Below are 20,932 nucleotides of genomic sequence, written 5' to 3'. Positions count from 1 at the left end.
CGCTGACGACGGCGGGCAATTGGTATCCCTCCGGTAATGGCCGCGGGTGACGCTCAGGCGGCAGCGGTCGCAGGGGTTTGGGCGCGCTGCCACTTCCAAGGCAGGAGCTCGTCGAGCCTGGAGGCGGGGTGATCGGCAATACGGGCGAGCACATCGGCGAGCCAGGCACGCGGGTCAACGTTGTTCAGCTTCGCGGTGGTGATCAGCGCGTAGATCATCGCGGCCCGCTCGCCGCCACGGTCGCTGCCCGCGAACAGCCATGCCTTTCTGCCAAGGGCCACGCCGCGGAGGGCGCGCTCGGCCGCGTTATTTGTGAGGCAGATCCGGCCATCGCTGAGAAACTGGGTGAACGCGGCCCAGCGCTTGAGGGCATAGTCCAATGCCTTGGCCAGGTCGTTGTGGCGCGACAGCCTGCCCCTGGTCTCCAGCATCCAGGCCTGCAGGCTGACAACGAGCGGGGCCACGACGCTCTGCCGGTGGGTGAGCCGATCGGCCGCCGGGCACCCGTTCACCGCTCGCTCGGCCTCGAACACCCGGTCGATGCGGCGCACGGCCTCAGCAGCCAAAGGTGCGCGAACCACCTCCGCCAACTCGAACACCTTGCGCCGAAAATGCGCCCAGCACGCCGCCTCCGTGATCGGTCCAGGCTTGCGGCTGGCCAGGTAGAGCTCGCCGAACCCGGCATAGGCATCGGCTTGCAGGATCCCAGTATAGGAGGCCAGGTGCCGCTTGGGGTGCTCCGCGGTGCGGTCGCGCGAGAAGTAGAACACCGCGGCAGGTGGCGCGGGCCCGGCAAAGGGCTGGTCGTCCCGCACATAGGTCCAGAGGCGGGCGGTGACCGTCTTGCCGCGGGCGAGCAGCGGCACCGTGGTGTCGTCCCCGTGCAGGCGCTCCGCCGCCAGAACATGCGCCTCGATGAGCGCGTGGAGCGGCGAGAGAGTGGCCGCCGCGGTACCGACCCAGTCCGCCAGGGTGGAGACGCTCAGTTCCACCCCCTCACGGGCATAGCTCTCGCTCTGCCGGTTCAGGGGCAGGTGCTGGCCGAACTTCGCCTCCAGGATCATGGCCAGCAGGTTCGGTCCGGCCCTGCCGCGGGCGATCGGGTGGAACGGCGCAGGTGGCTGGGTGATCACCTCGCACCGACGGCAGGAGAACTTCTCCCGCACCGTCTGGATGACCTTCCACGAGCGCGGGATGACCTCCAGGGTCTCGGTGACATCCTCACCGAGTTTGGACAGCTTGCCGCCGCAGCAGGAGCAGGCGGAGGGAGATGGCAGCACCACCCGCTCGCGCGGCAGATGGGCAGGCAGAGGGCCGCGGGACGGCCTGCGCGGTGGTGCTCCAGGCCGGATTTCTGCCTGATTCTCCGCCCGCGCCGCGTCCTCGGCCGCCGTGGCGACCAGCTCGCCGAGTTCCAACTCCAGCTGATCCAGCAGCTTGCGGCCGCGCTCGGAGGAGGCGCCGAACTTGTCGTGCCGCAGCTTGGCGTGTCCGCCGTCAGCACCAATGGCACAGATTTGAGGTTGTGATTTAAGGAGGATCTGGGCTTCGTCGTAGTGACGAAGGAACGAAGATGAAGCCCAGATCCTCCAATGTAAAATCGCCCGCCAAGGCCCCAGCAGAGCGGGTAGTGAAGGACATCCGCCGACAGACCCGGCGCCACTTTTCGGCCGAGGACAAGATCCGCATCGTGCTGGATGGCCTGCGCGGGGAAGACAGCATCGCCGAGCTATGCCGCAAGGAAGGCATTGCCCAGAGCCTGTATTACACCTGGTCGAAGGAGTTCATGGAAGCTGGCAAGCGCCGCCTGGCCGGCGACACCGCCCGTGCCGCGACCACCGGAGAGGTCCAGGACCTGCGCCGCGAAGCCCGGGCCCTGAAGGAATGCGTGGCCGATCTGACACTGGAAAACCGTCTGCTCAAAAAAAGCATGGTCGCGGATGGGGACAACGACGAATGAGATATCCCGCATCCGAGAAGCTCGAGATCATCAGAACCGTCGAGCAGTCGCACCTGTCGGCCAAGCGCACGCTGGACCAACTCGGCATCCCTCGTCGGACATTCTACCGCTGGTATGATCGCTACCTCGAAGGCGGGCCGGAGGCGTTGGAAGATCGGCCATCGGCGCCGAGCCGGGTGTGGAACCGCATCCCGGCGGGCATCCACGACCAGATCATCGAGCTGGCGCTGGAACAGTCTGAGCTGAGCCCCCGGGAACTGGCCGTGCGCTTCACCGATGGGCAGCGCTACTTCGTGTCGGAATCCACGGTTTACCGCCTGTTGAAGGCCCACGACCTGATCACCAGCCCGGCCTATGTCGTGATCAAGGCTGCCGATCAGTTCCACACGAAAACCACGCGGCCGAACGAGATGTGGCAGACCGACTTCACCTACTTCAAGATCATCGGGTGGGGCTGGATGTATCTGTCGACCGTGCTCGACGACTTCTCGCGCTACATCATCGCCTGGAAGCTGTGCACCAACATGCGAGCCGAGGACGTCACCGACACGCTGAACCTCGCCCTGGCGGCTTCTGGTTGCGACAGCGCCACGGTGCTGCACAAACCCCGGCTACTCAGCGATAATGGCCCCAGCTACATCGCGGGTGAGCTGGCGGAATACATCGAGGCCCGGAAGATGAGCCATGTCCGCGGCGCCCCGTGTCATCCCCAAACCCAGGGCAAGATCGAGCGCTGGCACCAGACCCTGAAAAACCGCATCTTGCTGGAAAACTACTTCCTGCCCGGCGACCTCGAAGCCCACATCGAGGCCTTCGTCGAGCACTACAATCACCAGCGATACCACGAGAGCCTGGCCAACGTGACGCCTGCCGACGCCTACTTCGGCAGGGCTCCGGCAATCATCAAACTGCGCGAAAGGATCAAGCGACAGACCATCGAACATCGGCGCTTGCAGCACCGCAAGTTCGCCGCCTAACATCAACCCCCTGACGAGGTCCGCACTCCGCTAATCTACGCCGCGAGTTGTGCCGAATGTTCTGACGACGGACAATGCGAAACGCTATCGATACGCATCAACGTTCCGAAGGCTAGGCGCGCATATGTCGCCATAGCAAGTCAACTTTTGGTTGATTTTAGCTCACGCAAATGTGATACACATCAGCCGGAGGTACACTGATGTCTACACCAAGATTTCTCTTGTTAATCCTAACCCTTAGTCTCGTGATGTTTATGGCTATATTTGTAGCGATCGACAGTTCAATAGAATACAGAGGTCAGTTTGGAACTGATAATAATTTAAGGTATTCGAATAGTGGCCTCGTAATTTTACCATAGTGCTGTCGGAATAATCTCCGTATCTGCTGTCAATGGCCTATTCGCCAAGAATTGGCGATTCTATTCCGGGGTATGTCCAAACGAACGCCATGGCGCTGGGGGCATTCTCAAATCGGGGTCGCCGCCTTCTGCCTGCTCAATATGAGACTTCAGGCTTTGCAGTGCCGCCTCAGCTCCATGCTCTGCTGCCGAATGGGGGTTCTCTCTTTCGGTCGGATCCACGGCTTGAGCGAACTCTGTATCGAGATGAAGATAAAGGGTTGAGATCGCACCTTCACCAGTGATCCGCCAGTGCCCAGCGGGCGCAAAAGACCAAGCTAAGGTTCGGGTGGCGTGATCTATCTCGAGGCCCTCTTCAGGCAGTGGGCTTTCTTCTCGGCGCAGATGAGGCAGCCAGTGCCGCAAATGGCGATGATCCGCTAGGTAACCGAAAACCTCGGCGGCGGGGCGAGCAATGGTGATCTTCTGGTCCATGGCACAGCTCCTCTTGGCTGGGCTGCCAACGTCACGATGTAATAATGGGTTGCGATGCTGGCGCTCTGCCGTCAGGGCTACGGTAGATTGCTCCTTGTAAGAGGCATCTGTTCTCGTGCCAAATCTAATGGCTGGCGCATGCCGCCATGTATCAAGCGATGGCGCCGCCTTGCTTACAAAACTTCTGACGTCAGAAGTTCGTCTCTCCGCGTCGGCAGACACTCGATATTCTGACGTCAGAACAGCGGCAATCAGTGATTAGCCGAAGCTTGTCATTTCGCTTCGGAGGGCGGCACAGCTCGCAGCACGAAGAGGCGGTGCGAGGCGATGTCCACCATGCGGCGCATCCGCTCCAGCCAGGCCTTCTCGGCATCCTGCTGGCTGCGGAAGGGACCGTGCAGTTCCTCAGTGCCGGCTTCCAGTTCGGCGAAACTCGTATCGCGGAAGACCCCGCCCCAGACCACCCATACCTCGTGGCTGCTTAGGGGATCGTTCATGTCTAAGTCCTTCCTTCGCTAATGAAACCGTCTTCCCGCCCAGCCGGGCGCGGGCGCAACCTATGTCGAATCGAGGTCAATGGGCAGAGCCTTCATGCTTCGCTGCAGCATAAGAGGCTGGCTGGAAACGGGAGCGGAATGAGAATTGGCCTGCCGGGTCGGGCGTGATTCCAACAGGTAGTTGAGACCAAGTTGGAGTGCCTGATGTGGACCCTGACCAGCCGAGCGCAGCATAGCCGAGCCGGGCTGCGTATCGCCAGCGACCTGACGGACGCGGAATGGGAGAGGGTTTTCGCCGACAGCGCCTACGCCGGAGAGCGCGTTGCCAGGGCAACCTGCATCACGCCGGAGACCATCCGCAGGCCCAAGGGCCAGGTCGGCTTTGCCGTCCAGCCAAGACGTTGGGTGTGGAGAGGACCTTCGCCTGGCTGAACCGCAACCGCAGGCTGGCTCGCGACTTCGAGCAGACCGTCGCTTCCGCAGAGGCCTTCCTCTACGCCGCCTCCGTCATGCTCCTCGTCCGGCGCCTCGGTCGTTCCGCATGAGTTTCCAGCCAGCCTCTAACAGACCCTAACCCCCCCCCGCGGAGCGGCAATACTCAAGCCTAGACTAGCCAGCACGAGAGAAATTATATTGCGGTGCAAAATTGCAGTCGTCCTGGGGGGACCTGATGAGCGCGGGCAACTTCGAGCAGTTGAAGTCTGACATCTTTTCGCACATTCGTGAACTCAGGTTCAAGGATGCTCTGGAGCTCTGTCTGGCGGCATCAGATGGCGAATATAACGCTGCACAGCAGAGCCTGATTGCATCAAAAGGGCTTGATGCTGCGCGCCTGCTTGGAAATGGCCAGCACCTTGAGTTGGCGCCCAAGTTGCTACCAAAGATGGTTGCAAGTGGCGCTCGTCTCCGCGCCTATATCACACTCGCTCAGGAGGCGATGAACGTAGGCAACCTGGAGAGTGCGGGCCGACTGGTAGAAGACGCCAGCAAGGATGCGGCTGATATCAAGAAAGAGATCATCTACTTCGACCTCTTGGCACTCGACGCTCTACATCAGAAGCTGAATAACGACTTTGAGGCAAAGGTCGACACCGTTACAGCAAACGCCTCTGAGCGCATCTCAAAGTTTAGCTTCCCTCTTCGGGAGGCCAAGTTCTCCGTCGTAGGGTATGCACCAACACGAGTTTCCCAGTTGCTCAGCGCGGACTCGTTGTTCTCACCTGGCATTGACGTCTACGTGCTGGAAGATGTCTACGTCCGTTCTCGCTGTGGAATGATCCACGTCTTGGACAAGGATCTACGCGTCATCCAGAATGCCTCTCATGCCATTACACGAGACGTGGTGGATGACATTGCCAAGCTTGAGAAAGGCAGCGCGAGGATTCTGCCTGGGACATCGGCCCTTGTTGCTGACAACTTCTGGGGCGCTACGTACTGCCACTGGGTCGTCGACTGGCTGCCTCGGTTGGCTGCGGCCGAAATTTTGAAGATCAAGCCGGACAACATCCTGTGCCGGGATGTTCTACACAAGTACCAAAAAGAGAGTGTTGAGTACGTCGGCCATAACCCTGATGGATTATTCTCAATCGGCTTAGATTCCCTCACATTTTGCAGGCGTCTGGTTGTTTGCTCTACATCATTCACGAACTTCGGCTTCCGTCACCCCATGCAGCATGGGCACCCTTTTCTACTGGACTGGTGGCAGAGCAAGATTCGTGAGAAAGAAAACCAGTCCCATAATGGACGTCTGTTTGTTCCACGAAAGGGCACGCGGCCTCTGTTGAATTATGCGGAGTTGAAAGGCCTCTTTGAGGCAGCCAAGTTTGTCGAGATTGAGCCTGCTGATCTCAGTTTTGGTGAGCAGATCGATGCGTTCGCATCAGCATCTGCTGTGGTGGGTAATCACGGTGCCGCACTAGCAAACCTGATTTTCTGCCCTGAGAAAACAAAGGTCCTGGAGATCTTCTCTCCTGGTGGAGGGACGCAGGCGTACATGGAACTGTCTGCATTCCGACAGCTTCAGTATACCAGTTACGGCGAAGCCGATATGCGTGGCCTTAAGGACAAGGCAAACAACTATCTCGGCGGGACACTGGATGCCTCATTCGCACAAGGCTGGATCTGCAACATCTGACGCAGCTTGCCTGGCCTGCCGCGCGGCAGGTGCGGCGCGATCGCCACCCAAGCCTCATCCGATAGCCAGAACAACCACGCCGTCGCCGTCTCCCCACCTCCCAAACCTGATCAGGAGGTAAAACGCTAACAGCGTCAGATAGTTGTATGGGTTCCCTACCTAAGTCGCATCCCTCCGCGCGGCTATAGGCATCCTGAGGGGTGGCTAGATGACGCTACGTAGTCCCCCAGAAAAACGCCACTGGTGGTTGATTTGGCGGGGGCGTCTTGAAGGGTCATTGTTGACCACATCTTGAGCGTAGCATTACCTTGTTAAGATTGAGGTAAGATGCAAAGGCGCTAGCTGTGCTCTATTCGGAATATTGGGGTCCATACACGCGGAATTACTGGGATGATCGGGACGTTAGCCCCGGCCATTCCTTGGGAAGCGGTACGGTCAATGATGCGAACGGCTGGTGGCAGGTCGAGGGTGACAACCTCGTCCAGAACTTTTACCTGCGCCCTGACATCATCCGGTTCACGGACGGCGTGGTGGTCCAGAACGACGGCAACGGGCTGGTCAATGACCTCCTGTATTACTCGAAGAACAAGGACGTCTGGCAGGCCGGCATGGACGCCGAGGAGCATTATCTGCGGTTCGGCTGGGCCGAGGGTCGCGATACTGGCTCCCTGTTCGACGCCGAATTCTATCTGCGGCAGAACCAGGACGTGAAGGCGGCGGGGGTCAACCCGCTCCAGCACTACCTCGAGTTCGGTGCCAGCGAGGGCCGCGACCCCACTGCGCTGTTCGACACCTCGTTTTATGTGGCCGAGAACCCGGACGTGGCGGCGTCGGGCATGAACGCCCTGTCCCATTACGAACTCTTTGGGCGCTTCGAGCATCGCAACCCCAACGAGTGGTTCGACGCGGCGTTCTACGGCGAACAACTGCTGTACGATCTGGTTGACCCGTACCGCAGTTACCTGAAAAGCACTAGCGACTACGGGGTTGACATCAAGTCGCCATCCGCGAAGTTCGACGCGGAAGCCTACCTCGAAGCGAGCCCTGATGTTGCGTATGCGCGGCTCAACCCCCTTGCGCACTACCTGGAGTTCGGCCAGCACGAGGGCCGACAGGCTTACCCGGTCGACCTGATCTAGCAGGCGGGCAGGGAGCAGCCCTGCGTCATCCCGGGGCTGTGCCTTACTGTCACTCTCGCCCCAGCGTGAAAGAGCAACGCAAGCAAGGCATCCAGGCAGTGGCATCCGCCAGAAGGGCTGTGCAGGCCACCTTGCAGGAGCTGAAGCGGTGGAGATCCCGTCCGTAGGAGATGTTTATCTGCGCGCCCTTGCTCATTAGGCGCCTACAGACCGAACTTGCCGAAGATCATGCCACCCGCCAGCAGCGCTGCCGCCGCGACAACAGCGATAAGGAACACTTACCAGGGCGCGGGACCGGGGACGCTATGCCAATGCAGAGTGCCGGTCCGTCTATCCAGCATCCTTCGCATCCCCGGCTTGATGCCGCCCAAGGGCAGCCCTGTCGTCACAGCACGGCAGACCACATGACAAGGGCGCCCAACCCTCGGGCGCACTATCTCGCATGTCTCACCGCTACCTCTAGGGTCCGTTGCTGTTGATCCAATCGAGCGAGGCGGCGAGGCAGAGGACACCGAGGAAGGATCGGGCGGTTTTCTCGTAGCGGGTGGCGACGGCGCGCCACTCTTTCAGCCGCGCCCAGAGGCGCTCAACCTTGTTGCGGTTGGTGTAGATCCAGGCGGAGCAGGCGACCGGCGCTTCATGTCGCTGCGGTGGGATGGCAGGTCGAGCGCCGATGTTCCAGATGTGCTCGCGCAAGGCATGGCTGGTGTAGCCACGATCAGCGACCACCCAGGTCGGCACCCCTGGCAGGCAGCCGAGCAGGGCGCGGGCCATCGGCAATTCATGCGCCTGGCCCGGCGCCAGCCGGAAGGCCACCGCACGTCCACCACCATCGGCAATCACGCAGGCCTTGGTGCCATAGCCGCCACGTGATCGGCCAAGAGCCTCACGCGCATCGCGTCGGGCTCGGGATCCCCCTTTTCGGCCGCGCCGGCAGCCTTCTGATGTGCGCGGATGTTGCTGCCGTCCAGGAAGGCCATGCCGAGCCGCAAGCCCTTCCCCTGCACCAGGCTCAGCAGGCGTTCCCAGACGCCATGTCTGCCCCAGCGGATGAAAGTCTGTGCCGCCATCCACCAGGGCCATACTCGGCAGGCACAGCACGCCACTTGGCGCCGTTCTGGCAGCGCCAGATGATCGCCTCCACAGTGCGCCGGAGGTCATGGTGCTGCGTCTTGCGGTGTGGACGGCAGGCTTCGATCAGCGGCTCCAGCACCGCCCACTGCGCGTCCGTCAGCACCATCCATTCACCCCTCGGCTGCCTCCACAGCAGATAGGCTTATGGTCAGGAGCTAGGGCCCGGACCCATAAATGGGGTTGAGCGACAGAGCGCTACGTGATCCTCTTTGGTTGCGGCTGTGGTCAGGAGATGCGCGATGAGCGGAGAGTTCTGGCTGACGGACCGACAGTGGCAACGCCTGTCGCCCCTCCTGCCGAACAAGCCACGCGGCGTGCCTCGCGTCGATGATCGGCGGGTGATCAGCGGCATCATTCACGTGCTGCGTACCCATCCGGTGATGGCCGCGGTTGACGTTCAGGCGGCAGCGGTTGCGGGCGTTTGAGCACGCTGCCAATTCCACGGCAGAAGTTCGTCGAGCCTGGAGGCGGGGTGGTCGGCGATGCGGGCCAGCACATCGGCAAGCCAGGCACGCGGATCCACATTGTTCAGCTTCGTGGTGGTGATCAGGGCATACATCATCGCGGCCACGGTCGCTGCCTGCGAACAGCCATGCCTTTCTGCCGAGAGCCACGCCGCGAAGCGCGCGTTCGGCGGCGTTGTTCGTCAAACAAACCCGGCCGTCGCTGAGGAACTGGGTAAACGCGGTCCAGCGCTTCAGCGCGTAGTCCAGCGCCTTGGCCAAGTTGTTGTGACGCGACAGCCTGCCCTTGGTCTCCAGCATCCAGGCCTGGAGATCGGCAACCAGTGGGGCCACGATGCTCTGCCGGTGCGTGAGCCGATCGGCCGCCGAGGACCGGTTCACCGCCCGTTCGGCCTCGAACACCCTGTCGATCCGCAGCACGGCCTCGGCGGCCAGCGGCGCGCGGGCGACCTCGGCCAGCTCGAACACCTTGCGCCGGAAATGTGCCCAGCACGCCGCCTCCGTGATCGGCGTAGGCTTGCGGCTTGCTAGGTGAAGATCACCAAACCCGGCATAGGCGTCGGCCTGCAGGATCCCGGTGTAGGCGGCCAAGTGCTGCTTGGGATACTCGGCAGTGCGGTCGCGCGAGAAGTAGAACACAGCCGCTGGTGGCGCGGGTCCGGCAAAGGGCTGGTCGTCCCGCACATAGGTCCAGACGCGGGCGGTGACCGTCTTGCCGCGGGCCAACAGCGGCACGGTGGTGTCGTCTTCGTGCATCCATGACCATTCTCAAACGGGCACTTAGAGCCTGTTTGAGCGGTTTCAGGCTGGGTTGATGAGGGCCTCGGTTGAGGCGAGGACGGCGGCGCAGGCGATGCGGGCTGCGGAGACGTCGAGGCGGCCAGCCCGGTCGCGGAGCAGGCCGCCCCAATGAGTGAGCCAGCCGAAGCTGCGTTCGACGACCCAGCGGCGAGGCAGGATGGCGAAGCCTTTCTGACCTGGCGCGCGAGAGACAACCTGGTGACGCATGCCGTGCAGGTTGGACCAGAGGTGGCAGCGCTCAGCGGTGAAGGCGCTGTCCCAGGATCGCCGTGCGCAGGCTGGGCCATGCCACCTTGCCTTCATCGAGGACAGCAAGCGTGTCACGCTACTGAACTGACGCGGGCACTACGGCGACGGCGAGCCAGTTCCCGTCGGCATCCACCATGGCCACCCGCTTGCGCCCAATTACGCGTTTGGCGGCATCGAAGCCGCGCGGCCCGCGCACGGAAAGGCATTTCACGGTCTGCGTGTCGATGATCGTCAGCCGGGGATTTGGCTTGCGGCCTTCCGCCCGGCGGCGCAGCCGGGTCAGGTCACGCATCATCCGCTCGAACAGTCCTAATCCAGCCCAGCGCCGGAACCAGCCATACACGGTGCGCCAGGGCGGCATGCCCGACGGCAGCGATCGCCAGCCGCCTCCCACCCGAAGGTGCCATGCGAGCGCCTGCACCACAGCCAGGATCGGGGTGGCATTCTCGCTTCGCGGTGGATCAGCCCGCTCCAGCCAATGCGCCACCTCCTGCACGGCGTGCCACGAGACTATCTCTTCCAGGCGCCGCATGGCGCGCCCGATGCCGCCGCGTCCACATCTATTCTCCCACCCTTCCGCCCCGCCAGGCGGTTCTCGGTGTTCACCTTAGGAGAAGATAGGGATGCACGGCAGGGGCGCGCTCAAACAGGCTCTTAGAGATTCACCGCTGTAGGCACGTGGCGCTTCAAAGGCGGCTGCACTTGCTACTGAGCTTGACCCTTCTGTATCCCATCTGTATCGTAGGTTGAAAATCTCTGAGGTCGCGCACCGGTGCCTGCCCCTCATCAACCGCCTAAGCGGGTTGATGGTGGCCGGCTATTGTTGTCGGGAAAGGGGCTGCAGCTTTATGGATCTAGCAGACTCGGCTGCTGAACGCAGTGAAGAGAAGGGCAGCCACGCAAAGTCCAAGCCTATTGCGTGGTATCATGATGAAGCTCGTATCGCAGAGCGAGCCAATGATCTAGGCCATGCCGCTGCTCTTTTGGATGCTGTGCTGCTAAACCATCCTGGCGACTTCGAGACACTGGTGCGACGTTCGCGTGTGGCGCTGACGGCTGGAAACCAAGCGGAAGCTAAGGATTTCGCCCTGCGTGCGAGGGCAATCAGCCCCCGTAACCCTAAGCCTGCTGTTCTGTTGGCCCGTATCGCCGAGCGGGAGGGGCAGCGGAGTCTAGCGGTAGAGATTTGGCGCGGCGTCTCGCCCCTTGACGATGGCTATAACGAGAGGCTCGTAGCCAGCGCGCGAATGCTGGCGGCGTTAGAACGGCCCGAAGAAGCGCTGGCTAATCTTGAATTAGCGGTTGTTCGGCGCTCTTCTGAAGTCGGTGTTCGGCGCGATCTGGCGAAGCTGCTTTCCGAGATGGGCTTTGTGGATCGGGCAGCCGCCGAATGGCAGGCAATTCTGGAGATGCGGCCAGGCGACAAGGAGGCAGCAAGCCAGCTGGCTTTGCTTTCAAGCGAGAAATCCCCGTCGGCAAGCCTGTTGCTGCGCTACAGGAGTGCGATGCGCTTCGCGGCGAACCCCTTGGCGCTGGCTGTTGGTGAAGACAGGCTGGAATGTCTGCTTGCCAGTTGCATTGCCTCGGCAATGGCAAAGCATTTCGGCGTCCAGATCGACATCATCGTGACCGAGCGCACGCCTACCACTGATCTCATCTTCGAAAGCAACCTCGATGTCGGCCGCTTCGTCCTGGCCAGCGAGTCGCGTGTCACCTACGAGGTTGCTCTCCTGCTGCCGGGGTTTGTGCATTCAAGCGCTGGCTGTCACCCGCCAAGTGCCGCGTTGTTGTTCGATTACTCGAAGGAATTCGCTGTCAGCGACGAAATACTGAAAAATCGTCACAGCTCACTGATTCGTTGGATGGCACCCATCCTATCAATGGAGCCATCCGATCTGCTGGCAGGGAGGCCGCGCATCGAGCGCCGCTACAGCGGGGCTGCGGAAGCACCAGTGGGGGTGGTGTATCGCGACATCACGGGACACAAGGGCGCCGCCGCTGAGCAGTTGTTGCGGGAATTGGCTTCAGCCAATCTCCCGGCCGTCAGGGTGGACCTCGCGCCTGATCAGGCGGCTGCGGAACTTCTCCAGACTCTCTCCGGCACTTCAGTCGTGATCTGCGAGGAAGAAGCTACAGCCATGATGCTGGGTGTGCTTGGCATACCGGTCATATTCCTCGCCTCGTATTCAAATGGCCATTTGCTCACTCAGGTAGTACCCGGTGCAGTTATCCTCGATCCGCAGTGTGAATGCTTCGCGTGTGGCGATCGTCCGGAGGATCGCTGGCGAGCATTGACGCGTAGCTGCCAATGCAGCGCCAAGATCGAAATTGTTGCAGTGCTTCAGGCTGTGGAGCAGCAACGAGCAATGCTGCTTGACCCGGACGGTGTCGTCGAGACCGCCCTGCAGCCTGAGTAAATCTAGCAAAATTACCCCGCCGGCATTGGAAGTCGTTGATGAAGATCCTGTTGATCAACCAAGAGCATGCCCTCTTCGGCGGCCCCGGCGGCGCAGAAAGGTCAGTGCAGTCTATTGGCGAATATTTTGCCAGACAGAACCATGACGTTACCTTCGCCTTCATGGGGCGCAGGGCCTACACGCGTGGCATGCTGGATAGCGGTATCCATTCCGTACGTGAAGTGAACGGCGTCAAGACGATCATGCTGGGGCGAGTTTCGCGGCTGCCCACCCATGCAGATATGCTGATGAGCCTCGCGCTCATGGAAAAGCCTGATATCATTCATACAAATGTTTTCCATCGCGCACCGCAGGCGTGGCGTGAACTGGGGCGCCTCGGCATCCCAATGGTGCACACCCTGCGCGAGTATAAGTTGCTGTGCGAAAGGAACATGTTCGATGGCGTGCGCGATTGTGGCGCACAATGCGCGGATTGCAGCCGTGTCTCTATCGATGCGCGCGAGGCATCACGCTGGGTCGATGGAGTTGTAGGCCTGAGCCGTTTCACGCTGCGCCGCCATCTTGAATATGGATTCTTCAATCAGGCACTCCACAAGCAGGTCATCCCGAATTCCTACCGGCCGCTAGAGGTCGTCCAGCCTGCACATCCAAGGCAGCCGGGCGCCAAGTTGCGCGTCGGCTTCCTGGGGCGCCTCCATGCCAGTAAAGGCATCAATCTAATCATCGATGCCTTTGAAAAACTTGATCCGTCCGAAGTGAGCCTGGTAATGGCGGGGGACCTGCAGGACCCGCATATTACTAACCGGGTGACCGAACTTGGGCAGAGTCATGATGCTAAGTATCTCGGCTTCTTGAATCCGCCCGAGCTGTTCAAGATGATCGACGTGCTGGTTGCGCCTTCGATCTGGCATGAACCGTTCGGCCGGGTGGTGATCGAGGCAATGGCACATGGGGTGCCTGTTATCGGGACAGATCGCGGCGGCATTCCTGACATTGTCGAAAATGGGGAAACTGGCTGGATCTTTGATCCCGATAGCCCCGGTCAACTTTCGAACATTATCCAGCAGATTTTGGAGTTAGAGCCGGCGGCGTTGCCACGTATGAGCGCCGCCTGCATCGAAGCTGCCAAGGCTTACCTCCCGGAAGTGGTGGGAGAGCGCTATCTCTCGTTCTACAACGATGTCCGAGAAGCAAAGAAGCGGCGCGTCCCTGCCCTTACGGAGCAGCTTCGCAAAGTTTATCATGCCAGTATCAAGCGCGATAAGGTGCATCAGGTTCTCCGGACCCGAGTGGCCCCACGCGACAGCCGCCCACTCAAGATACTGATCGTGGCGGGAGAGTTCCCGAAGCTGTCCGAGACTTTCGTTCTGAACCATGTGACAGGCCTACTGGACCTTGGGCAGGATGTCCGGGTGCTGCATACGATGGTGGGGCGCCCGGAACAGGCGCCGACCGACTACATGCGCTATGCCTTGCATGAACGCACCTTCTGTGTCCGCCCGCCGGAAGCGCAGGACAGGACCATTCGTGCTCTTACTCAACCTATGAAAGATGCTCGGAGCAAGCTGCACAGGGAGATGACCAGGTCCGAGCTGGCACAACACTCCTCTGCAGATGTGTTGGACCAAGGAATCGCTGAGCTGGGGGCGGCCGGCGAGCGGTTCTCGGAGATGTATGCTGTTGAGCAGATCCGCCGCCATGCTGCGGACGTGGATATCGTGCATTGCCATTTTGGTCACCGGCCACGCCTGATATTCCGCTACATAGATCTGGGCGCCTTTTCCCCGCCTGTCGTATGTTCATACCACGGCATTGATATGTCGGCGCATGTCAAGAAGTTTGGACTTGGTCTCTACGATGACTACAAAACCCGTCTGACGAAGGCGCTTCCGATCAGCAACTTCTTCCGCGAACGCATGTTGGAGATGGGGTTTGAGAAGAAAGATGTTCAGGTACACCGCGTCGGCATCGATTGCAGCAAATTCTCGTTTGCAAATCGATACCGGAGCGCTGGTGAGCCGCTCCGCATCGTGTCTGTTGGCCGGTTGGTTGAGAAGAAGGGCTTTGAATGGGGCATACGCGGTGTGGCGAATGCCCTGGAGCAGCGGCCGGGCCTGGACGTGGAGTATAGCGTAGTTGGCGAAGGCGCCGAGATGGAGAAGTTGAGGCTGCTGGTCGAGGAGTTGGGCTTGGCCGGCAAGGTCCGGTTGCTAGGTGCTCAACCGCACGCCGTGGTCACCAGCATCATGGCCGCCAGCCATGCACTGCTGGCCCCGAGCGTCACGGGTGATGATGGCGATCAGGAAGGAATACCGACCGTGACCATGGAGGCCATGGCCTCCGGCCTGCCTATTCTTTCCACGTTTCACAGCGGAATTCCGGAAGCTGTGGTAGATGGATACACAGGCTTCCTTGCGCCTGAACGGAATGCTGAGATTTTAGGGCGCTACATTGTCCACCTTTATGACAACCCGCATCTGGGTCCGCTATTTGGGCGCCAGGGGCGGTCGCATGTTGAGCTGGAATTTAATATCGCACGTCAGAACAAGAAGGCTTTGGATCTTTACAAGCGCATTCTTTCTGGCGAAGAGGATTAAGAAAATAGCTGAGCAGGCGGCCATATGGCGTGGCAGGAAAGACTGACGCCCGCCTGCTGGCGCCGAGGAGCCTGCAGAAACGTTTCGATTGTTACTTGCTGCTTGGCCGTTCAGTGCTTTGTGGTTCTTCTTTTCCTTACACAATAAGTCTGATTTGAGTTCTTATACTCCGCCTCCGCGCGACATAGAAGCATCTCTGCCTGCCTTGTGATAAGGGATCTATGTGAGCCAGACATGTCTGTACCTGGTTACCAAGGAACCAGGCCGCTAAGCGCCTGCGAAGGCAAGGCTGAAGGAGGAGAGGGCTGTGAACCATGGAAAGTCCCGGATTGCGCAGGTTTCTGCGGATGGAAGCAGCATAAGTTTCTACCTGAAGGTTGGCTCACTTCACTTGCTGTCTTCCGACAATCGCGCCGACCGCCTGATCGAGAAGGGAGGCGTGACGCAGCCCCATGTACTGCACGCCTGGGAACAGGTGATCGCGCTGATGCAGCCTGCGGTGGTCTTGGATGTGGGCGCCAATCATGGGGAAATGATTTTCCCCCTTCTCTTTAGGCCGGACACTGTCGTTATCATGTTCGAGCCCAACATTGCCCTTGCAGAACTCCTCAAAGAGTCGGCGCGTGAGCATATAAATGGCTCCCAGATCCGGGTGGAAGCATTGGCCGTCTCGGATACAACAGGGCAGGGTACGCTATTCCTAGACATGAAATGGTCCGGAACTTCATCGCTTGACTACAAGATGCCTGACGCCCGTTATAAGGGCGAGGGAGAGCAGCACTACAAGCTGCAGCAGATCGAGAAGGTTTCTGTTGATGACTATCTAGTTAAGATTGCCGCGCCCCCTGGACCTTTGGCCATGAAAATTGATATCGAGGGGCACGAACCGCATGTCGTGGCCGGGGCGCGTGGTGCTTTAGCCTCCCGTCCATTCACTCTTCTGGTAGAATTTGATCCCAACCAGTTGCAACTCGCTGGGCTCCAACCTGAGGCCTTTCTCGAGCAACTCCTCGAAATCGGTAGCGTTTTTCTGGTTGGGCAGGATGGCGGATTCAGCCCTGTCTCTCAAAGCAGGGATCTCGATATCCGTCACGGCGATCTGCTTGTCACTTCATCTGAAGCGGTGAGCCGTTTCGCCATGAATGCAGGTATGGGCAGGTAAGGCTTTTGGCTCAGGTGGCAAAGTCCGGAGGTCAGCGGAGAATGGGTGCCCGCTTTGTGGGCGCGCTGGCGCTGTGTCTCACCCTCAGCATAGGGGGCGCTTCTGCTGCGCAGATGCCCTCTCAGTCTGCTCCGCGCGTCGCAACTGCCACGGCGCTCTCCACGCAGAATTCGCGAGGTCTTGTTGCTTTGTTACAGGACCCTCTGGTTATGGCAGCTTCGGGGCCACGCCCGAACGGCGGCATTATCCCCAGCGGAGCGATGGGGGTTAACCGGGATTATGAGGCTGGACGCCGGCCGGCACCACTTGTGGAAGATCAGAGGGGCGGCGCCGATTGGATTGTCGCCGGCCTATTGAGGCAGCGCCCTGATTGGGTGCAGCGTGGATGGCGTGCTGTGCAATGGGGTATCGAGTTGCAGACGCCGCAAGGCGGATTTCCACAAGGGCGGGAGCCTATCCATTCAACCACTTTATTCACGGAGGCTGCCGGCCGCTCTGTCTTAGTCGACTACGCTCTGGGGAGCCCTGACCGCGCTCTTGCATTTGCGGATGATGTGGTGCGGGCGGCGCGTTGGCTCGGAATGCAGCGTCCTGAAGTTTCGCCGGAGATGGTCAATAATGCCAGGTTCACGCATCGCATGTGGTCTATGGCGGCGGCTCTCGCCTACGGAGCACAGATTGCGAACGATGACAGTCTGGAAGCGCGTAGTACCGAATTCGCGGATCAGGCTCTGGCCGCAGAAACTTCTGAAGGCATCTTTCCAGAGAAAGGCAGCTATGACTTGGGCTACCAAGCGGCTAGCATTGTCTTTGGAGCGCGATACGCCGCGGTTGTTCGTGATCCTGTCAGGCGGGCGCGTGTTGTAGCAGCTCTTACACGAGGTGCCATCTGGCTGGAAGGAAGGGTTCAGGAAGACGGATCTGCTGATCCAAGCGGTTCTACACGCATTCTGAAGGAGCGTGATCGCTATGGGAATGTCAAGCATATCCCTTACGGCATGGTTGCTGAAGCCCTAGCATCTGCTGCTTGGCTCAGCCATCGTAGTGATCTGTCAGGTGCTGCGACGCGTGTCGTTGAGTCGGAAGCATTCAAGAAATATTTTACGCCTGCACGTCCGTAGCCTCTTCATTTGCGGCTTATAACACGGCGGGTGTTGAAGCGGATTGGGCGGCTTTTTCGTGGCGGATGGTGGCGGTGATCCAATCCTGCGCCTGTGCCTGAGTTCTTCGAGGCCACAGCAATCCTGGTAGGCCCCAACAAATCCGATCGAGAGTGGCCAGATGACGGACCGAGCGCCGATGTCCTAGATGTTTAGTCCCAAGGTTGCTCTGTTGAAACCTTCTGGGCGGGTGGAGTGCTGGGTAGGCATATGAGGTTTCGGTGCGAGGTCATCGATGCGCGGGATGACAAAATCGGTGGTGTGGGTCGCACGTGAGGCCCTGGCCGTCGGGCGACGAAGCTTTCCGGCCTATGGCAGCCGGACTTCTCGCCACGACTTCACCCAAGCCCAGCTCTTCGCGCTCCTGGTGCTGCGCCAGTTCCTGCAGACCGACTATCGCGGGCTGGTAACTCTGGTGGCCGAGTGGCAGGAGATACGAAAGGCCCTGGGCCTCAGGAAGGTGCCGCACTATTCCACCCTGGCCTATGCGGCACGCCGTCTCCTCCCGGAAGCGGAAAAAGGGGGGCTTTCCACCGCGCCCAGCTGACCGTCGTGGAGCGGGCCAAGTCTGTCAGTCTGATCGATGCCTCGCCTGTTGCCGCGGTGGACGCGACCGGACTGGAAACACGGCATGTGAGTGAGCACTTCGGCAGACGGCGCGGAAGCGGTTCTGGCCATCGGCAGCGAACCTAGCCCAAGCTCACCCCGGTGCTCCACATCCACTCTCATCTGATCATCGGCGCGGTCACCGGCATCGGTCCCAGTCAGGACTCGCCCGACTTCGCGCCCGCCATGCGCCAAGCCACTGCGCTCATGGATCTGAGCGCAGTTCTGGCCGATTCTGGTTACGACGCCGAGCACAATCATCGCCTCTGCCGCGACGAACTCGGCATCGGGCGCAGCATCATTGCCCTGAACCGACGCAACACCGGGCGGCGCTGGCCGAAGACGCCCTACAGACGTGCCCTGCACAAGCACTTTCCCCGCGTTCTTTATCACCAGCGCTGGCACATCGAGAACGGCTTCAGCCAGCACAAGCGCCGCCTCGGCTCAGCGCTGAGGGCGCGCGGCCATCAGGCTCAGCGGCGCGAGCTTATCCTGCGCGTCCTCACACATAACCTTATGATCCTCAGATCCCAGCCGGAAAGGTTTAAACAGAACAACCTTAGAACTAAACATCTAGAGAGCCTCGACCTCGGGCGGCACGGTCCGCAACAAATGGAGCAGGCGTTCAGAATAGGCTTCCTCTCCTGCTGCCGAACGGAAATGCTGCAACGCTTCCATCCTTGCCTTGCAGAAAGCGGCAGGGTTGGTGGCCAGCTGCTCAATCCATGCGACGAGGGCGCTCTCCTCTCGGAAACAGGTCAGCGGCTTCGGTATCTCTCCGCTGCTCGCCAGCACAATGGTCGGGCATCGGCGCATCGCGGCTTGTCCGAAGGGGCCCGTTACTCTCAAATTCATCAGGTCCTCCTCATCGCACAGGAGGAAGGAGACGAAAGCAAAGAAATCGTTCCAGAAATTCCGCTTTCGATTGATGACCTGCAAAGTCACCGGGAGGCCTGCCGCCTGCGCGGCGTCATCCTCCTCAACAAGAAGAACTACCGGCACGGAAAGCCGGGCAACAAGCTCCCCCAGACGCTCAGCGTCCGCTTGCGTAAAGCTCCGCCGGAAAAAGCTGACACCGATGGCACGCAGGCGATTCTGCTTCCGAAACGCCTCGTTATCCGCGTCGAAAATGGTTTCGGCCAGCGGCACATCCCATATCTCGGCACCCACATCCGGTGCAAAAGGAACATGCTTGACCTGCGCCACCTCAAGGGCGGCATGGCCTTCCGACAGCAGCCGACGAATCTCTTCGCGGTCAGCGCCGTCACGGGCTAGAACAAACTGCCGCCTCGCCAGGGGGCGGGAGGCGCTGTGCGCTAGCACCTCACGTAGCATGGACGCGCCATAGATCAGCGCAAGATCATGCCCCTCAACCACGTCGCCGGGGGAAATACCCGGGCATATCGCCTGCATCCTGCGCCCCTGCCAGGACAGGCCGGATTGGGTTCCAGGAAGCAGATTGCTGGAAAAACCGAGCCGCCGCTCAATGCTGATATGATTCAAGGCGGCAAAACTCAGGATACTGTCTTCCGCCAGGTTGATCGCATGCACAATGCGGCAGGTGCCACGTACATCGACAGGTGTCCGCGGCCCTTCTGGGCCCAAGCGCTTCGGTAGATGGCCCGATCCATAGATCGGTGGAGCATCCTGCCGCAGGGTCAATGCCAAAGCTGCGCGTGCCTCCCCCAGGCCATTGCCGCCCTGGCGGACACGTATGCGGGTTGTCATATCCGGCATGATCGCGTCGCCATTCTCTGGCAAAGCTTCCAGCTCGGATATCCCATGCCGCATCAGCAGGGCCGTCTCGGATGGTGCCCGGAATCCGTACAAGGGACTGGCGCGGAACGTCAGATGCTCGTCCTCACACAGGAGTTGCATCCCATGGGCCGCTATCTCGTTGCGCTCCAGATCAAGCCGGTTGCAAAGACTTTGCAGGAACGTCTCGAAATACACGGCCTCGCCGCCAGTCAGGAGGACGAAATCCTCCTTTGCCTCACCCAACAGTGCCGCCAGCGCCTGACTGCGTGACAGTTCTGGCAGGTTGTGGACGATGATGCGCGGATCGGACTGGGCAGCGGCGACTGCTGCCTGTGTACCTGGGTCCAGAGCACCATGACTGGCGATAAGAAGCCGCCAGTTCGTATGTGTCTGGGCCTGAATGGAGCGGATCATCGCGGCAGTGACGTTCGAATCACCTTGTGGGGCCGCGACAATGCAAACCGGAATACCAGCCCCGTGCCGATAGCGAGGGATGAAATCCAGATCGGCTATGCCTGTGAACTGCCCGCGGCGACGTATGGACAATGATGGCAGCGATTGCTGCTGCAGATAAGCATCCAAGCAGGCCAGCCGGTCCAACGGCTGCTTATGATAGGCGGCAAGCGCCAGATGCGCCTCCGCCACACCATCCGCCAACAATGCTTCGGCTGCTCCGGTTTGGCCGGCAGCAGCCAGGAACTGGGCTTGGATAAGTTGCAGCGCACGGCTTCCTGGCCGCGCCGCATCCGGGCCCAGGGCCGAACCATGCCCACTCCATGCCAGCAGCAGAGCCGCCTCATTGGCTGTTGCCGGATGCTGGCGGAGCAGGTGGCAAAGCTTCACACCGTCGTCGTAACTCTGCTCAGAAAACAGGCCGCCCGCGAGTTGCAGCAGAAGCTTCGCTGAAGGCCCGCTCAACTCCTGAGGCTTTGGCCAGCCGAGCAGGGTCAGCAAATGGCGCATGCCAACCACGTCTCGCAGCGCAGCAAGCTTGCGGATCAGCGAAAGGAGGCAACGCAGTGTTTCCGGAGAAGGGTCATGCCA

The 20,932-nt window shown here is 60.4% G+C and carries 15 protein-coding genes and 5 pseudogenes; 13 read left to right on the top strand and 7 right to left on the bottom strand.

Annotated features, from left to right (window positions below):
- Positions 1 to 53: 53 nt before the first annotated feature.
- Positions 54 to 1,541 (bottom strand): IS66 family transposase, encoded by a 1,488-nt coding sequence (tnpC, locus tag D9598_RS19775; RefSeq protein WP_370592092.1) that lies wholly within the window; start codon positions 1,539 to 1,541, stop codon positions 54 to 56.
- 32 nt (positions 1,542 to 1,573) lie between these two features.
- Between tnpC (D9598_RS19775) and D9598_RS19770 the strand changes: the two genes are divergently transcribed.
- A protein-coding gene (locus D9598_RS19770; protein WP_370592090.1) for an IS3 family transposase occupies positions 1,574 to 2,937 on the top strand; the annotation gives its coding sequence in 2 pieces (ribosomal slippage) (positions 1,574 to 1,921 and positions 1,924 to 2,937; 1,362 coding nt in all).
- 419 nt (positions 2,938 to 3,356) lie between these two features.
- Here D9598_RS19770 and D9598_RS19765 read toward each other — a convergent pair.
- Both D9598_RS19765 and D9598_RS19760 read right to left on the bottom strand, forming a co-directional pair.
- A complete protein-coding gene (locus D9598_RS19765; protein WP_198368209.1) occupies positions 3,357 to 3,770 on the bottom strand; it encodes an SRPBCC family protein in 414 nt (137 codons plus the stop codon).
- A gap of 272 nt (positions 3,771 to 4,042) precedes the next feature.
- On the bottom strand, positions 4,043 to 4,267 hold the full coding sequence (locus tag D9598_RS19760) for a hypothetical protein (protein WP_198368208.1): 225 nt from the start codon (positions 4,265 to 4,267) through the stop codon (positions 4,043 to 4,045).
- A 285-nt stretch (positions 4,268 to 4,552) separates the two neighbouring features.
- On the opposite strand from D9598_RS19760, the pseudogene D9598_RS19755 reads away from it, so the two are divergent.
- From D9598_RS19755 to D9598_RS19745, 3 genes and pseudogenes are all read left to right on the top strand, one after another.
- A pseudogene (locus tag D9598_RS19755) lies at positions 4,553 to 4,812 on the top strand (transposase); the annotation flags it as partial.
- Between the two features lie 125 nt (positions 4,813 to 4,937).
- Positions 4,938 to 6,401 carry a DUF563 domain-containing protein gene (locus tag D9598_RS19750; protein ID WP_198368206.1) on the top strand — a complete coding sequence of 488 codons (1,464 nt, stop codon included), beginning with the start codon at positions 4,938 to 4,940 and terminating at the stop codon, positions 6,399 to 6,401.
- Positions 6,402 to 6,745: 344 nt separating this feature from the next.
- The gene (locus D9598_RS19745) at positions 6,746 to 7,540 is read left to right on the top strand and encodes a hypothetical protein (RefSeq protein ID WP_198368205.1); all 795 of its coding nucleotides are present in this window, start codon (positions 6,746 to 6,748) and stop codon (positions 7,538 to 7,540) included.
- Positions 7,541 to 7,999: 459 nt separating this feature from the next.
- Here the strand turns inward: D9598_RS19745 and D9598_RS19740 are convergent.
- Positions 8,000 to 8,777: pseudogene (locus D9598_RS19740) on the bottom strand (IS5 family transposase).
- Between the two features lie 136 nt (positions 8,778 to 8,913).
- Here D9598_RS19740 and D9598_RS19735 point away from each other — a divergent pair.
- Positions 8,914 to 9,045, top strand: a pseudogene (locus D9598_RS19735) (transposase); the annotation flags it as partial.
- 26 nt (positions 9,046 to 9,071) lie between these two features.
- On the opposite strand, the pseudogene tnpC (D9598_RS19730) reads toward D9598_RS19735, so the two are convergent.
- The 3 genes and pseudogenes from tnpC (D9598_RS19730) to D9598_RS19720 form a co-directional block, all read right to left on the bottom strand.
- Positions 9,072 to 9,894 (bottom strand): annotated as a pseudogene (gene tnpC / locus D9598_RS19730) (IS66 family transposase); the annotation flags it as partial.
- Between the two features lie 45 nt (positions 9,895 to 9,939).
- Entirely contained in the window at positions 9,940 to 10,254 is a 315-nt protein-coding gene (locus tag D9598_RS19725; RefSeq protein WP_198368204.1) for a transposase, read from the bottom strand.
- 10 nt (positions 10,255 to 10,264) lie between these two features.
- Positions 10,265 to 10,720: a transposase gene (locus D9598_RS19720; protein WP_198368203.1), complete on the bottom strand. Its 456-nt coding sequence runs from the start codon at positions 10,718 to 10,720 to the stop codon at positions 10,265 to 10,267.
- Between the two features lie 274 nt (positions 10,721 to 10,994).
- Here D9598_RS19720 and D9598_RS19715 point away from each other — a divergent pair, with 274 nt between their 5' ends.
- From D9598_RS19715 to D9598_RS19680, 8 genes and pseudogenes are all read left to right on the top strand, one after another.
- Positions 10,995 to 12,605 (top strand): hypothetical protein, encoded by a 1,611-nt coding sequence (locus D9598_RS19715; protein ID WP_198368202.1) that lies wholly within the window; start codon positions 10,995 to 10,997, stop codon positions 12,603 to 12,605.
- Positions 12,606 to 12,643: 38 nt separating this feature from the next.
- Positions 12,644 to 15,202: a glycosyltransferase gene (locus D9598_RS19710; RefSeq protein ID WP_198368201.1), complete on the top strand. Its 2,559-nt coding sequence runs from the start codon at positions 12,644 to 12,646 to the stop codon at positions 15,200 to 15,202.
- A 307-nt stretch (positions 15,203 to 15,509) separates the two neighbouring features.
- Positions 15,510 to 16,364 carry an FkbM family methyltransferase gene (locus D9598_RS19705; RefSeq protein ID WP_198368200.1) on the top strand — a complete coding sequence of 285 codons (855 nt, stop codon included), beginning with the start codon at positions 15,510 to 15,512 and terminating at the stop codon, positions 16,362 to 16,364.
- A 395-nt stretch (positions 16,365 to 16,759) separates the two neighbouring features.
- Positions 16,760 to 17,485, top strand: a complete 726-nt coding sequence (locus D9598_RS19700; protein WP_198368199.1) for a hypothetical protein — start codon at positions 16,760 to 16,762, stop codon at positions 17,483 to 17,485.
- A 298-nt stretch (positions 17,486 to 17,783) separates the two neighbouring features.
- Positions 17,784 to 18,071: a hypothetical protein gene (locus tag D9598_RS19695; protein WP_198368198.1), complete on the top strand. Its 288-nt coding sequence runs from the start codon at positions 17,784 to 17,786 to the stop codon at positions 18,069 to 18,071.
- Between the two features lie 161 nt (positions 18,072 to 18,232).
- Positions 18,233 to 18,634 (top strand): annotated as a pseudogene (locus tag D9598_RS21290) (transposase); the annotation flags it as partial.
- A 1,377-nt stretch (positions 18,635 to 20,011) separates the two neighbouring features.
- Positions 20,012 to 20,158 (top strand): hypothetical protein, encoded by a 147-nt coding sequence (locus D9598_RS21285; RefSeq protein ID WP_232477467.1) that lies wholly within the window; start codon positions 20,012 to 20,014, stop codon positions 20,156 to 20,158.
- Between the two features lie 288 nt (positions 20,159 to 20,446).
- Complete coding sequence (locus tag D9598_RS19680; RefSeq protein WP_198368196.1) at positions 20,447 to 20,794, top strand: hypothetical protein; 348 nt, start codon at positions 20,447 to 20,449, stop codon at positions 20,792 to 20,794.
- The last annotated feature ends 138 nt before the right edge of the window (positions 20,795 to 20,932 follow it).

The sequence above is a fragment of the Roseomonas sp. KE0001 genome (assembly GCF_016107285.1).
Lineage (GTDB): Bacteria > Pseudomonadota > Alphaproteobacteria > Acetobacterales > Acetobacteraceae > Pseudoroseomonas.
The sequence above is the reverse complement of the archived record's forward strand: the minus strand, read 5'-3'. Positions and strand labels throughout refer to the sequence as shown.

What these genes read in the sequence shown, in the direction of transcription:
- D9598_RS19765 (WP_198368209.1), bottom strand. Translation starts at nt 3,770, where the DNA reads ATGGACCAGAAGATCACCATTGCTCGCCCCGCCGCCGAGGTTTTCGGT.
- D9598_RS19760 (WP_198368208.1), bottom strand. Translation starts at nt 4,267, where the DNA reads ATGAACGATCCCCTAAGCAGCCACGAGGTATGGGTGGTCTGGGGCGGG.
- D9598_RS19750 (WP_198368206.1), top strand. Translation starts at nt 4,938, where the DNA reads ATGAGCGCGGGCAACTTCGAGCAGTTGAAGTCTGACATCTTTTCGCAC.
- D9598_RS19720 (WP_198368203.1), bottom strand. Translation starts at nt 10,720, where the DNA reads ATGCGGCGCCTGGAAGAGATAGTCTCGTGGCACGCCGTGCAGGAGGTG.
- D9598_RS19715 (WP_198368202.1), top strand. Translation starts at nt 10,995, where the DNA reads ATGGTGGCCGGCTATTGTTGTCGGGAAAGGGGCTGCAGCTTTATGGAT.
- D9598_RS19710 (WP_198368201.1), top strand. Translation starts at nt 12,644, where the DNA reads ATGAAGATCCTGTTGATCAACCAAGAGCATGCCCTCTTCGGCGGCCCC.
- D9598_RS21285 (WP_232477467.1), top strand. Translation starts at nt 20,012, where the DNA reads ATGGGCCGCTATCTCGTTGCGCTCCAGATCAAGCCGGTTGCAAAGACT.